Annotated in this window: 9 protein-coding genes; 5 read left to right on the forward strand and 4 right to left on the reverse strand. The window is 65.7% G+C overall.

What is annotated here, in order from left to right:
* Positions 1 to 36 precede the first annotated feature (36 nt).
* Entirely contained in the window at positions 37 to 1,653 is a 1,617-nt protein-coding gene (gene purH / locus EN846_RS15470) for a bifunctional phosphoribosylaminoimidazolecarboxamide formyltransferase/IMP cyclohydrolase (RefSeq protein ID WP_128345984.1), read from the forward strand.
* A gap of 151 nt (positions 1,654 to 1,804) precedes the next feature.
* Here the strand turns inward: purH and EN846_RS15475 are convergent, their stop codons facing one another.
* Together EN846_RS15475 and EN846_RS15485 are read right to left on the reverse strand one after the other, a co-directional pair.
* On the reverse strand, positions 1,805 to 3,184 hold the full coding sequence (locus tag EN846_RS15475; protein ID WP_127393248.1) for an MFS transporter: 1,380 nt from the start codon (positions 3,182 to 3,184) through the stop codon (positions 1,805 to 1,807).
* Positions 3,185 to 3,459: 275 nt separating this feature from the next.
* The gene (locus EN846_RS15485) at positions 3,460 to 8,259 is read right to left on the reverse strand and encodes an NAD-glutamate dehydrogenase (RefSeq protein ID WP_135858919.1); all 4,800 of its coding nucleotides are present in this window, start codon (positions 8,257 to 8,259) and stop codon (positions 3,460 to 3,462) included.
* Positions 8,260 to 8,399: 140 nt separating this feature from the next.
* On the opposite strand from EN846_RS15485, the gene EN846_RS15490 reads away from it, so the two are divergent.
* Together EN846_RS15490 and EN846_RS15495 are read left to right on the forward strand one after the other, a co-directional pair.
* Positions 8,400 to 8,987, forward strand: a complete 588-nt coding sequence (locus tag EN846_RS15490; RefSeq protein WP_127392097.1) for a peroxidase-related enzyme — start codon at positions 8,400 to 8,402, stop codon at positions 8,985 to 8,987.
* A gap of 195 nt (positions 8,988 to 9,182) precedes the next feature.
* The gene (locus EN846_RS15495) at positions 9,183 to 9,506 is read left to right on the forward strand and encodes a YciI family protein (protein ID WP_127284803.1); all 324 of its coding nucleotides are present in this window, start codon (positions 9,183 to 9,185) and stop codon (positions 9,504 to 9,506) included.
* A 4-nt stretch (positions 9,507 to 9,510) separates the two neighbouring features.
* On the opposite strand, the gene EN846_RS15500 is transcribed toward EN846_RS15495, so the two are convergent.
* Positions 9,511 to 10,125 carry a LysE family translocator gene (locus EN846_RS15500; RefSeq protein WP_127392096.1) on the reverse strand — a complete coding sequence of 205 codons (615 nt, stop codon included), beginning with the start codon at positions 10,123 to 10,125 and terminating at the stop codon, positions 9,511 to 9,513.
* A gap of 417 nt (positions 10,126 to 10,542) precedes the next feature.
* On the opposite strand from EN846_RS15500, the gene EN846_RS15505 reads away from it, so the two are divergent.
* Positions 10,543 to 11,169 (forward strand): DUF1062 domain-containing protein, encoded by a 627-nt coding sequence (locus tag EN846_RS15505; RefSeq protein ID WP_127392095.1) that lies wholly within the window; start codon positions 10,543 to 10,545, stop codon positions 11,167 to 11,169.
* A gap of 57 nt (positions 11,170 to 11,226) precedes the next feature.
* On the opposite strand, the gene typA is transcribed toward EN846_RS15505, so the two are convergent.
* Positions 11,227 to 13,056: a translational GTPase TypA gene (typA, locus tag EN846_RS15510; RefSeq protein ID WP_127392094.1), complete on the reverse strand. Its 1,830-nt coding sequence runs from the start codon at positions 13,054 to 13,056 to the stop codon at positions 11,227 to 11,229.
* Positions 13,057 to 13,257: 201 nt separating this feature from the next.
* Between typA and EN846_RS15515 the strand changes: the two genes are divergently transcribed.
* Positions 13,258 to 13,536 (forward strand): hypothetical protein, encoded by a 279-nt coding sequence (locus EN846_RS15515; RefSeq protein WP_127309615.1) that lies wholly within the window; start codon positions 13,258 to 13,260, stop codon positions 13,534 to 13,536.
* Positions 13,537 to 13,588: the final 52 nt, after the last annotated feature.

Raw genomic sequence — 13,588 nt, forward strand, 5'->3', positions numbered from 1 at the left:
GCTGCTTCCAATCCAGCCTTGAAAGGCCGCCAGCCCATGGCCGTCGCCGCCAAGAACATTCCCGCGCCCGACCTGGTTCCCGTGCGCCGCGCGCTGCTGTCCGTCTTCGACAAGACCGGCCTGATCGACTTCGCCAGGGCGCTCGCCGCCGGCGGCGTCGAACTGGTCTCGACCGGAGGCACCGCGAAAGCGATCGCCGATGCCGGCATGGCGGTGCGCGACGTCTCCGAACTGACGGGCTTTCCCGAGATCATGGACGGCCGCGTCAAGACGCTGCACCCCTCGGTGCATGGCGCGCTGCTCGGCGTGCGCGACGATCCCGAGCATGCCAAGGCGATGCACGACCATCACATCGAGCCGATCGACCTCGTCGTCTGCAACCTCTATCCGTTCGAGGAGGTGCGCCGCTCCGGCGCCGGCTACGCCTCGATCGTCGAGAACATCGACATCGGCGGACCGGCGATGATCCGCGCCTCGGCCAAGAACCACGCCTATGTCGCCATCGTCACCGATCCCGAGGACTATGCCGCGGTGCTCAACGCGCTGGAGATGAACATCGGCTCGCTGTCGCTGGATTTCCGCAAGAAGCTGGCGGCCAAGGCCTTCGCCCGCACCGCCAGCTACGACGCGGCGATCTCCGGCTGGTTCGCCGAAGCGCTGGACATCGAGCATCCGACCTGGCGCGCCTTCGGCGGCCATCTCGATCAGGTGATGCGCTACGGCGAGAACCCGCACCAGAGCGCCGGCTTCTACCCCAACGGCGACAAGCGGCCAGGTGTCGCCACGGCGCGCCAGCTGCAGGGCAAGCAGCTCTCCTACAACAACATCAACGACACCGACGCCGCCTTCGAGCTGGTCGGCGAGTTCGATCCGGCCCGCGCCGCGGCCGTCGCCATCATCAAGCACGCCAATCCCTGCGGCGTCGCCGAAGGGACCTCGCTGAAGGCGGCCTACGCCAAGGCGCTCGCCTGCGATCCGGTCTCGGCTTTCGGCGGCATCGTCGCCATGAACCGCACCCTCGACGCCGAAGCGGCCGAGGAGATCGTCAAGACCTTCACCGAGGTCATCATCGCGCCCGACGCTTCCGAGCAGGCGACCGCGATCGTCGCCGCCAAGAAGAACCTGCGCCTTCTGGTCACCGGCGGCTTGCCCGATCCGCGCGCCGCCGGCACTTTAGCGAAATCGGTCGCCGGCGGACTGCTCGTCCAGGGCCGCGACAATGCGGTGGTCGACGATCTCGAACTGAAGGTGGTGACCAGGCGGGCGCCGACGTCGGCCGAGATGGCCGACCTGAAGTTCGCCTTCCGCGTCGCCAAGCATGTAAAGTCAAACGCCATCGTCTATGTCAGGGACGGCGCCACGGTCGGCATCGGCGCCGGCCAGATGAGCCGCGTCGATTCCTCGCGCATCGCCGCCCGCAAGGCGCTCGACGCGGCGGAAGCCGCGGGGCTCCCGGAGCCGTTGACCAAGGGTTCCGTGGTCGCTTCAGACGCGTTCTTCCCTTTCGCCGACGGCCTGCTGTCGGCGATCGAAGCCGGCGCCACCGCCGTCATCCAGCCGGGCGGCTCGATGCGCGACGACGACGTGATCGCCGCCGCCGACGCGCACGGCATCGCCATGGTGTTCACCGGCGTCAGGCATTTCCGACACTAGCTCCCGGCTGAGAGACGTTTGAGAATTCGCTCCGCTGAGTCGGATGGCGTGGTTTTCGAGAACCGGAGCGGAGGGACATTCAAGTCCGTGAGCACCGGAAGCGCAGAAAACCGCGTCAGGCGGCCAGCGAAGTAGAATTATCGAATGTCTCTCATTCCACAGGCTGGTCCGCCGGATATGGCGTCCTGATCAGGATCGCTATGCCGATGCCGAGGAACAGGATGATGACCGCCATGCCGAGCCGGGCCGAGTCGGTGGCCCAGCTGATCGTCGCCAGCAGGAACGGCGCCAGGAAGCTGGTCGCCCGCCCGGACAGGGCGTAGATGCCGAAATAGCGGCCGGATTCGGCGGCGGTGACGCTGCGCGCCATGTAGGAGCGCGACGAGGCCTGCACCGGTCCGAAGGCAAGCCCGATCAACAACCCGTAGAGGATGTAGGCCTTCTCGGCCGCGGTGCCGAACAGGCCGCCGGAATCGACGGTGGAAAGCTGGATCAGGCCCAGCAGCGTGAAACCCGGGCCTGTCGAGACGATGCCGGCGGTGGCCACTGTCAGCATCACCAGCGCGATCATCACCACCGCTTTGGAACCGAGCGCGGTGTCGAGGCGGGCGGCGATCCAGCAACCGAAGATGGCGACGACATTGAGGATGATGCCGAAGATGCCGATCTCGGTGATCGACCAGCCGAACATCGCCGCCGCGAACACGCCGCCCTGCGTCAGCAGCGCATTGACGCCGTCCTGATAGATCATGCGGGCGACGAGGAAGCGGAAGATGCCGACGCGCTTGCGCGCCTCGGCCAGGGTCGACTTCAGCTCGGACAGACCCTGGCGCACGGCCGGTCCGATCGGGATGCCTTTGGCGGCATCGGGGGTGAAGAAGAACATCGGCAGGATGAACAGGAAATACCAGCCGGCCGACATCGGCCCCGTGGCGCGGGCATCCTCGCCAAGCTTCGGGTCAAGCCCGAGGATCGGGTCGAGGCCGATGATAGTCTTGCCGGTTTCGGGATTGCCGGCCATGAACAGGATGACGAAGATCAACGCGATCATGCCGCCGAGATAGCCCAGCCCCCAGGCGATATTGGAGACGCGGCCGATCTCGCTCTTCGGCACCAGGCGCGGCATCATCGAATCATTGAAAACAGTTGAGAACTCCGCCGCCACCGAGGCCAGCGAGAACAGGGCCACGATCAGGAAGACGTTCGAGCCGGGGGCGGCGAGCCACAGCAGCGTCAGGCTGGTGATCTTGATCGCGGCGAAGCAAGCGATCCACGGCTTGCGCGGCCCGGTCTGGTCGGCGATCGAGCCCAGTATCGGCGACAGCACGGCGATGACCAGTCCCGCGGCGGCGATGCCCCAGGCCCAGGCGGCCTGGCCCATCACCGGATCGCTGACCATGCGCGAGGCGAAGTAAGGCCCGAAGATGAAGGTGGTGACGACGGTGAAGAACGGCTGCGCCGCCCAGTCGAAGAACATCCAGCCCCAGATGCCGCGCCCCGACGCCCGCTGCACTGTCTCTATTGCCGCCATGCTGATTCCCTCGGCCCGCCCCGCGTCGGGCGCCATGTCTGCATGTTTTTCATGAGCATGCAAACTGGCAAATGTTCGTGCTGCCCCTCACCTGCCTCCCGGCATCCTCTCCCCGTATAGAGACGGGGAGAGGGGCGCTGTCGCCGCAGATTTCGCCAATCAACAGCGTTGCAAAAAGGAGCGCCGAGGCCACGGCCAGCCCTTTCTCCCCGTCACTATACGGGGAGAAATGCCCGGCAGGGCAATGAGGGGCGGCGCCGGTGTTTCGGAGATGCCTACATCCCCGTCAGGTCGCTCATCAGCCCGGATGCCACGGACAGCCGTGACACGGTGATGTCGCCGCCCTCTGTCAGCGCTTGCAGCCGCTCGCGGATGCGCGCGACGCGTTCACCACCGGCTTCCAGCCAGGCCGCCACCGGATCCGCCGCCTTGGCGTGGGCGGTTAGCGCCGCCACTGCGATGCCGCGCCGTGCCGCGCCGATCGTGTCGGTGGCGCGCGAAAGCGCCAGCTGGTCATAGTAATCCGGCGGCGAGATCGCCCGCGCCGCCTCCTCGACGCGCGGAATGCGGAAGGCGTCGCTGACGGCGAAGAAAGCTCTCGCGGCGGCGACGATATCGGCATTGGCGGTGCGCGCGGTCAGCGCGATGTCGGGGATCAACTCGGCCAGATCGGCCAACGCCAGCTGCCCGGCCAGCCGTTCCGGCGCCCCGCCCTTGAACAGGCTGTGCCGCCGCTCCTCGATCCGCTCGCGCGAGTAGGCCGGCAGCAGCGAGGCGAGCTTCGGCTCCAGCGCCCTGCGCGCCTCCTGCAATTCGGCGATGCGCTGGCCGAGCGGCGCCGTGCCGGCATGGTTCTTCAGATACCAGCCGCTGGTCATGAAGATAAGCCGGCTAACCGCCTGGTAGAGATCGAGCTGCACCTGGCCGTCGATCTGGCTGTCGAGCGCGTCGATTTCCTTGGAGAGCGCCGGCAGCGCGAAGCCGTCGCGCACCACGGCGAAGGTGCGCACCACATCGGCGGCGGTGCGCCCGGTGGCCTCCTGCAGCCGGTTGACGAAGGACGGACCGCCGCGATTGACGAGGTCGTTGGCGACCACGCGGGCGATGATCTCGCGGCGCAGCCGGTGGCCGTCGATCTCGGCGGCGTATTTCTTCGCCATCCGCTCCGGGAAATAGCCAAGCAGATCGCGCTCGAAATGCGGATCGTCGGGCACGTCGCTGGCGACGATGTCGGAGAACAGCACGATCTTGGCATAGGCGAGCAGCACGCCGAGCTCGGCCCTGGTCAGCGGCTCGCCGCGCGCCTCGCGCTCGGCAAGCGCCGCCGGTGACGGCAGCGTCTCGACGGCGCGGTTGAGCAGGCCGCGCGCCTCCAGCGCCGTCATGAAGCGGCTCTGATGCGCGATGTCGGCCAGCCCGCGCTTGCGCGCGATCGAGAGCGCCAGCGTCTGCTGGTAATTGTTGGACAGCACCAGCCCGCCCACCTCGCCGGTCATCTCCGAGAGCAGTTTGTTGCGCGCCGGCCGGGCCAGCGCGCCCTTGCGCATGGCTGAGGCCAGCGCGATCTTGATGTTGACCTCGACGTCGGAGCAGTTGACGCCGGCCGAATTGTCGATGGCGTCGGAATTGCAGCGGCCGCCGGCAAGCCCGAATTCGATGCGCGCCCGCTGCGTGACGCCGAGATTGGCGCCCTCGCCGATGACTTTGGCGCGCACATCGAGCGCGGTGACGCGGATGGCGTCGTTGGCGCGGTCGCCGACATCGGCGTTGGTCTCGTTCGATGCCCTCAGATAGGTGCCGATGCCGCCGAACCACAGAAGGTCGACAGCCGCCTTGAGGATGGCGTTCATGATCTCGACCGGCGTCGCGGTGGTCTTGCCGAGTCCGATCGCGGCCGCGGCGGCTTGCGGCAGCGTGATCGACTTCTGGTTGCGCGAGACGATGACGCCGCCTTCCGACAGTTTCGACTTGTCGTAGTCCTGCCATGAGGAGCGCGGCAGCGCGAACATGCGTTCCCGCTCGGCCATCGACGCCGCCACGTCCGGATCGGGATCGATGAAGATGTCGCGATGGTCGAAGGCCGCGATCAGCCGCGTCTGCGGCGACAACAGCATGCCGTTGCCGAACACGTCGCCCGACATGTCGCCGACGCCGACGACGGTGAAGGGCGAGGTCTGGATGTCGCGGTTCATCTCGCGGAAATGCCGCTTGACCGCTTCCCAGGCGCCCTTGGCGGTGATGCCCATCTTCTTGTGGTCGTAGCCGGCCGAGCCGCCGCTGGCGAAGGCATCGTCCAGCCAGAAGCCGTGCTTCTCGGAAATCGCGTTGGCGGTGTCTGAGAAGGTCGCTGTGCCCTTGTCGGCGGCGACGACGAAATAGGGATCGTCAGGATCGCGCCGCACCACGCCGGCCGGCGGGATGACGCCGTCGATGCCGATATTGTCGGTGATCGACAGCAGGCTGGAGACATAGTTCTTGTAGGCCGAGGTGCCGGCCTCGAAGATCGCGTCGCGGCTGCCGCCGACCGGCAGGCGCTTGGGATAGAAGCCGCCCTTGGCGCCGACCGGCACGATGACGGCGTTCTTCACCTGCTGCGCCTTGACCAGGCCGAGCACCTCGGTGCGGTAGTCCTGGGCGCGGTCCGACCAGCGCAGGCCGCCGCGCGCCACCGGGCCGAAGCGCAGATGCACGCCTTCGACCTCGGAACCATAGACGAAGATCTCCCGCCACGGCCGCGGCGCCGGCAGCCCGTCGACCGCCTGCGAATCGAGCTTGATCGCCAGCGACTGGCCCCGCTCTTTCGTTCCGGCAACGAAATGATTGGTGCGCAGCGAGGATTCGATCAGATTGAGGTAGCGGCGGATGATGGTGTCGTCATCGATGTTCGGCACCTCCTCCAGCGCGTCCTTGATCTTGGCCTTGAGGTGCTTGGCCGCCACCACGCCTTCGGTTTCGGCCGTCGGCCCGAGGCGGGCGACGAACAGCGCATGCAGGCCGCGCGCGATGTCGGGATAGCGGTTGAGCGCGGCGGCGATGAAGTCCTGGCTTTGCGGAATGCCGGCTTGCTGCAGATAGCGGCCATAGGCGCGCAGGATGGTGACCTCGCCGGACCACAGGCCGGCGGTCTGCGCGAGACCGTTGTAACCGTCATTGTCGACATCGCCGCGCCACACCGACAGGAACGCGTCCTCGAACAGCGCCCCGCCGTCCGTGAGGTCGATCGGCTTGCCGTAGCTGTTCTCCAGCTCCATGTCGTGGATGAAGACCATGCCGGACGGATCGTCGCCGACCTCGAAGGTGCGCTCGCTGATGACGCGGAAGCCGATGTTCTCCAGCACCGGCACGCGCCGCGACAGCGCCACCGGGCTGCCATGATGATAGATCTTCAGGGCCGCCTGGTGCGGCTTCTGGTCGGCATGGCGATAGTAGTCGATGGCGATCGGATTGGCGGCGTCGATCCTGGCGATGCGCCCGGCATCGGCCAGCGCCACCGCCGGCGAGAAGGAGTCGCGATAGCTTTCCGAAAAGCGCGCGGCGATTGCCGTCAGGGCTCTGTCCGTGCCCGTTTCGGCCGCGGTCTCCCGCAGCGCATCGTCCCAGGTCCGCACGATGTCGCGGATCGCCGCCTCGATCGCCGCCTGTTCGACCTTCGGCGTCTTGCCGCCGGAGCGGCCGATGATGAAGTGGACGCGCGCCAACCCGCCTTCCGGGAAGGCGGGGTAGTAGGCCGAGAGCCGGCCCTCAAACACGGTCTTGAGATAGGTGCCGATCTTCTCGCGCGCGACGCTGTCGTAGCGGTCGCGCGGCACGAAGACCAGGATCGAGACGAAGCGGTCGAACTGGTCGGCGCGCACCAGCGCCCTGACGCGCGGCCGCTCGATCAGGCCGAGAATGGCCTCGGCGTGCTTGCGCAGGATCGGTACCGGCACCTGGAACAGCTCATCGCGCGGATAGCTTTCCAGCACGTTGATCAGCGCCTTGCCGGAATGGTCGCTTGGGTTGAAGCCGGACTTGGTGATGACGGTTTCGGCCTTGGAGCGCAGATAGGGGATCTTCATCACCGAGCGCGTGTAGGCGGTCGAGGTGAACAGGCCGACGATGCGCAATTCGCCGAGCAGCGTGCCCTTGGCGGTGTAGGTCTTGACGCCGATGTAATCGAGATAGATGCGGCGGTGCACCGACGATTTGGCGTTTGCCTTGGTTACGATCAGTGGCTCCGGACCGTGCAGGAAGGCGCGGATCTCGGGCGTCGTCGTCACCGCTTCGGTGCCGCGCCTCAGCACCAGCACGTCGGGATCGGACAGGATGCCGAGGCCGGGCTTGTCGGCGCGCTCCAGCGTGCCGCTCTTTTCGCCGCCGGTGTATTTGAACTCGCGCATGCCGAGGAAGGTGAAATTGTCGTCGCGCAGCCATTCGAGGAAGGCGATCGCCTCGGTGACGTGCGCCTTGTCGAGCGGCACCGGCGCGTAGCGGAATTCCGAGATCGCCTGGTCGAGGCGGGCGAGCATCGGCTTCCAGTCGGTGACGGCGGCGCGCACCTGGACCAGCAGCTTCCTCAAGCGCCCGGCCAGCGCTTCGGCCTGGTCGGCGGACAGCCGGCCGATATGGACATGCACGACGCTCAGCCGGTCGTGGCTGCCGTCGCCCTTGGCGAAACCGCCATCGCCGAGGATTTCCTCGACGCCAGCCTTGCCATGCCTGACGGTGACGACCGGATGCGTGACCAGCAGCGGCTCGCCGGCGCTCTCGGTGATCTCGCCCAGGATGGAATCGAACAGGAACGGCATATTGTCGTTGACGACGGTGACCACCGTCACCGGCCGGCCCTGGCGCGCCACGCCGGAATCGACGTCGATCGCGACGATGCAGTCGCCCTTCTTGTGCCTGGCGACGGCTCGCCCGGCAAGATCGGCGGCACGCTCGAGATCGGCAACCTCGTACGCGGCGACGTCCTCGGCCGGCGCGCGGGCAAGAAGATAGTCGGCAAGCCGACCCGGTCTTTCGCCTCCCTTCGCCGCGCCTCCCTTTGCTGGAACCGTCTTCTTCGGCTGGCTTGCGGTTTTGAGGCTGGCCATGATGTGAAGTCCCTCCCGTCACATGCTTTTGCGATTATGGTAGCAGATGACCGCCGTTTGGCGACAAAGGTTTGACGGCTTGCAAAGATTCTTCGGAATTTTGATCGCAAATCGGCAGCGAATGAGAAGGACGAAGCCCAATGAGTGCAAGCAAGACCGCCAAAACCACCGGCAAGATCACCGCGCTCGACCTCGCCCAGGCCGAGCTCAGCGAGGCGACGAAAGCCTACTTCGCCAAATGCGAGGAAAAGCTCGGCCTCGTCCCCAACGTGCTCAAGGCCTACGCCTTCGACGAGAAGAAGCTGCGCGCCTTCACCGACATGTACAACGACCTGATGCTGGGCGAGTCCGGCCTGTCGAAACTGGAGCGCGAGATGATTGCCGTCGTCGTCTCCTCGATCAACCACTGCTACTATTGCCTGGCCGCGCATGGCGCCGCGGTGCGCCAGCTTTCCGGCGACCCTTCCCTCGGCGAGATGATGGTGATGAATTTCCGCGCCGCCGACCTTTCACCCAGGCAGACCGCGATGCTCGAATTCGCCGTCAAGCTGACTGAGGAGCCGGCGAAGACCATCGAGGCCGACCGCGCCGCCTTGCGCAAGGCAGGCTTTTCCGACCGCGACATCTGGGACATCGCCTCGACCGCCGCCTTCTTCAACATGTCGAACCGGGTAGCGGCCGCGATAGACATGCGCCCGAATGACGAATACCACGCTATGGCACGCTAGGCGGCGGCACTATTTTAGCTATCGCGCATTCTCATTGCTTCTCCGCCGTTTTGGTCCGATGATCAACGATTGCGGCATCGCCGCATATCAAGGATTGCGGCATCGCCGCATATCAACACGATTGCGGCTGAGCCGCATATCGCCAAGCGGCATGGCCGCATGCCGGTTCGATGCCGCCGATCAAGGGAGGAGAACATGGCGAAGTTTCTCTATGTCTATCATGGCTCCGGCAAGATGCCGACCGACGAGGTTGAGCGGAAGGCGGCCATGGATGCGTGGACCGGCTGGTACGACAAGCTCGGCCCGGCCGTGGTCGACGGCGGCAATCCGGTCGGCATGTCGAAGACGGTGCTGGCGAGCGGCAAGGTCGAGAACAATGGCGGCAGCAATCCGACCGCCGGCTACACCATCGTCGAAGCCAGGGATATCGACGACGCCGTCGCCAAGGCCAAGGCTTGCCCGATCCTGATGGACCCGGCCTTCACCGTCGAGATCGCGCCGATCATCGAGATGATGTAGCCGTTCAGGAACGGGCCGCGATCGCGGCGGCGGCGCCTGCCATGGTGGCGGCGCTGACGCGGTTGGCGATCTTCATCGCCCGCCTGCTTTTGAGCAGCTTGCGGGCCTGCGCGGCGGCGAGCACCCAGGCAAGATCGATGGCGACCAGGACCACCGCCATGGTCGCCGTCAGTTCCATCCAGCCGACGACGCTGACCGAGGCAAGATCGATGATGGTCGGCAGCAGTGCCAGATAGAACATCATGATCTTGGGGTTGCCCAATGTCACCGCCATGCCGGCGAAGAACAGTTTTGCCGGCGAATCCTCGCGCGGCATCTCGCCTTCCTTCGCCTCGATGGGCGCGGTCCACATCTTCCACGCCAGATAGGCGAGATAGGCGACGCCCGCCCATTTCACGGCGACGAAGGCGAGATGAAAGGTCTGCGCCACCACGGCCAGCCCGAACACCGCCAGCGACAGCCAGATGCCCTCGCCGATCCACATGGCGAGCAGGAACGGGAACACGTCGCGAAAACCCTTCGAGATCACCCTTGCGACAAGGGCGGCGATCGACGGGCCGGGCGACCCGGCGGCGACGAAAAGCGCGGCGGCGAAGATCAGCAGCGAGGTGAGATGCATGGCCAAAATCTCCGATCTGAGGTTTGGCTGCCAATCTAGCCAGCAACGGCAGCTTTGGCAAAGAACAGGCAATCGCTTCGGTCGCGGCGGCGCCGATCTCGACAATTGCCGTCTTGCCGTTCCCGTCGGCCACGGCTAGAAGAGCCGCCCCGACATTCATTCCGAGCTTCACTTTGCCTCAGTAACCGCCGGTCTCGTCAACTCTCCTGAAAACACAGGGCGCTGCAGCTGCGGCGTCCCGATCATTTCATGTGTTCCTCAGGCGGCGGTTCGAGACCGGCTTGGCATTGCTGAACCTGTCGCGCGCCGCGCGACGCCTGATTTCCTTAAAGCCGCAGCTCTCCAGCCACGCCGTGCCCGCCCGGGCAACTCGACATCGCCGACCTGGCGAACTTCCCGACGGGAAGGGCTTTCGGCATGTCTGGACTCTTGCGTATCCGCTGGGCGATCGCGCCCGAGATCGCGCCTCGACCTCTCATCACCTGCAATCGCTGCGGCGGCCTCAGGCCATATCGATCGAGCGGCAAATTCCGCGTCAACGCCAACGGCAAGCGCATCGACGCCTGGCTGATCTACCGCTGCGTCGATTGCGACAATTCCTGGAATTTCGCCATCTTCGAGCGCCGCAACCGCCGCGACATCGAGCCGGCGCTGCTCGCGGCGCTCGAAGGCAACGACCCGGCGCTGGCCCGGCGTCATGCCTTCGATGCCGCCGTACTGAAGAGCCACGTCGGACGCATCGAGGAGTTCTCAGACGTCGCCGTTGAAAGGCATGTGCTGGAACGGCGGCCGGAACATGCGACCGTGCTGGACCTGCGGCTCACTCTGGAAATGCCTGTGCCCTTGCGGCTCGACCGGTTGCTGGCCGGCGAACTCGGCGTCTCGCGCTCGCGGCTTCAGGCCTGGGAAGAGCGGCGGCAGCTTTGCGTCGAGCTTGATGGCCCCAGGGCGCTGCGCAGGCCGCCGCGCGACGGCATGGCCATCCGTATCGATCTGAGCGACGAACCGGATCGCGACACCATCGTCGCCGCTGCCGGCGCGTAGAAACGAAAAAGGGAGGGAGCAGTGCTCCCTCCCTCGATGATTGCTCCGTCGAAAACCTTACGCCGCGCCGACCGCCTTGGCCGACTTCTCGAAGCGCTTGCGTTCGTTCGGGTCGAGATAAAGCTTGCGCAGCCGGATCGTCTTCGGCGTCACCTCGACCAGCTCGTCGTCCTGGATCCAGGCCAGCGCGCGCTCCAGCGTCATGCGGATCGGCGGCGTCAGCTTCACCGCCTCGTCCTTGCCGGCGGCGCGGATGTTGGTGAGCTTCTTGCCCTTCAGCACATTGACCTCGAGGTCGTTGTCTCTGGAGTGGATGCCGATGATCATGCCCTGGTAGACCTTGACGCCCGGATCGATGACCATCGGGCCGCGATCCTCCAGGTTCCACATCGCATAGGCGACCGATTCGCCCTGCTCGTTGGAGATCAGCACGCCGTTGGTGCGGCCCGGCAATTCGCCCTTGTAGGGCTCGTAGGCATGGAACAGCCGGTTCATCACCGCGGTGCCGCGCGTGTCGGTCAACAGTTCCGACTGGTAGCCGATCAGGCCGCGCGTCGGCGCGTGGAAGACCAGGCGCTGGCGGTTGCCGCCGGAGGGACGCAATTCGACCATCTCGGCCTTGCGCTCCGACATCTTCTGCACGACGACGCCGGCATGCTCCTCGTCGACGTCGATGACGACTTCCTCGACCGGCTCCAGCAATTCGCCGTTCTCGCCCTTCTGCATGACGACGCGCGGCCGCGACACGGCGATCTCGAAGCCCTCGCGGCGCATCGTCTCGATCAGCACCGCGAGCTGCAATTCGCCACGACCGGAGACGAAGAAGGAATCCTTTTCCGGCGATTCCTCGATCTTCAGCGCGACATTGCCTTCGGCCTCGCGCAGCAGGCGGTCGCGGATGACGCGGCTGGTCACCTTGTCGCCTTCCGTGCCGGCGAGCGGGCTGTCGTTGACGAGGAAGGACATCGTCACCGTCGGCGGATCGATCGGCTGCGCGTGCAGCGGCTCGGTCACCGTCGAATCGCAGAACGTGTCGGCGACGGTGCCCTTCGACAGGCCGGCGATGGCGACGATGTCGCCCGCCTGGGCTTCGTCGATCGGCTGGCGCTCGAGACCGCGGAAAGCGAGGATCTTGGAGACCCGGCCGGTCTCGATCTGGGTGCCATCATGGTGCAGCACTTTGACCGCCTGGTTGGCCTTCAGCGAGCCGGACTCGATGCGGCCGGTGATGATGCGGCCCAGGAAGGGATTGGCTTCCAGGATGGTGCCGATCATGCGGAACGGGCCGGGATGCACGGTCGGCGCCGGCACATGCTTGACAACGAGGTCGAACAGGGGCGCCAGCTGCTGGTCCTTCGGGCCTTCAGGATTTTCCGAAACCCAGCCGTCGCGGCCCGAACCGTACAGGATCGGGAAGTCGAGCTGCTCGTCGGTGGCGTCGAGCGCGGCGAAGAGATCGAACACCTCGTTGACCACCTCGACATGGCGGGCGTCCGGGCGGTCGATCTTGTTGATGACGACGATCGGCTTCAGGCCGACCTTGAGCGCCTTGCCGACCACGAACTTGGTCTGCGGCATCGGCCCTTCGGCGGCGTCGACCAGCACGATCGCCGAATCCACCATCGACAGGATGCGCTCGACCTCGCCGCCGAAATCGGCATGGCCGGGCGTGTCGACGATGTTGATGCGGGTGCCGTGCCAGTCGACCGAGGTCGCCTTGGCCAGGATGGTGATGCCGCGTTCCTTTTCGAGGTCGTTGGAATCCATGGCGCGCTCGGCGACACGCTGGTTGTCGCGGAAGGCGCCGGACTGTTTCAGGAGCTGGTCGACGAGGGTGGTTTTTCCATGGTCGACGTGCGCGATGATCGCGATATTGCGGAGGTTCATGTGTCTGGTCTCGGGAGCGTTGCAGGCAGCAGGCCCAGAGGCGCCGCCTTTTTCGGTTGCGCGGCTCATACAGGGTTTTTCGCATTTGCGAAAGGGGAGGCTCGTACCCAAATATGTGGTTACCAATTCTTAAGCGTCTTTGCGTCAAATGTATCAATTCACCAGGGCGGAACCTTTCGGGGTCCGGGCAGTTCGACTCCCATGACCGATTCTTTCATCAGATTGCGTCCGATCCTGGCCTGGGCAGCACTTACCGTGCTGCTGGCGGTGGGCGCCGCGCAGTCGGCCGCGACACTCAAGGGAAATCCCGCTCTGCCCCCCGATACGCAGACGGCGGAGCAGATGTTCGCCGATGCCCCCGATGGCGTCGACCCCGTCGTGACCGGCCCCGTCAGCGCCGCCTTCAAGCAGCGGCAGCAGGATGCCGGCTGCGACAGCGCCGTGTGGCCGAAGATTCCCGCGACTTGCTATCCGGACTGACGACCACCGGTCGCGGTCGTCCTCCCAGAGACTGTTTCGAAATTCGCTCCGG

Source organism: Mesorhizobium sp. M4B.F.Ca.ET.203.01.1.1 (genome assembly GCF_004791025.1).
Taxonomy (GTDB): Bacteria; Pseudomonadota; Alphaproteobacteria; order Rhizobiales; family Rhizobiaceae; genus Mesorhizobium; species Mesorhizobium abyssinicae.

Excerpts from the sequence above, each read along its gene's own strand:
- purH (WP_128345984.1), top strand. The coding sequence starts at position 37 with ATGGCCGTCGCCGCCAAGAACATTCCCGCGCCCGACCTGGTTCCCGTG.
- EN846_RS15475 (WP_127393248.1), bottom strand. The coding sequence starts at position 3,184 with ATGGCGGCAATAGAGACAGTGCAGCGGGCGTCGGGGCGCGGCATCTGG.
- EN846_RS15485 (WP_135858919.1), bottom strand. The coding sequence starts at position 8,259 with ATGGCCAGCCTCAAAACCGCAAGCCAGCCGAAGAAGACGGTTCCAGCA.
- EN846_RS15490 (WP_127392097.1), top strand. The coding sequence starts at position 8,400 with ATGAGTGCAAGCAAGACCGCCAAAACCACCGGCAAGATCACCGCGCTC.
- EN846_RS15495 (WP_127284803.1), top strand. The coding sequence starts at position 9,183 with ATGGCGAAGTTTCTCTATGTCTATCATGGCTCCGGCAAGATGCCGACC.
- EN846_RS15500 (WP_127392096.1), bottom strand. The coding sequence starts at position 10,125 with ATGCATCTCACCTCGCTGCTGATCTTCGCCGCCGCGCTTTTCGTCGCC.
- EN846_RS15505 (WP_127392095.1), top strand. The coding sequence starts at position 10,543 with ATGTCTGGACTCTTGCGTATCCGCTGGGCGATCGCGCCCGAGATCGCG.
- typA (WP_127392094.1), bottom strand. The coding sequence starts at position 13,056 with ATGAACCTCCGCAATATCGCGATCATCGCGCACGTCGACCATGGAAAA.
- EN846_RS15515 (WP_127309615.1), top strand. The coding sequence starts at position 13,258 with ATGACCGATTCTTTCATCAGATTGCGTCCGATCCTGGCCTGGGCAGCA.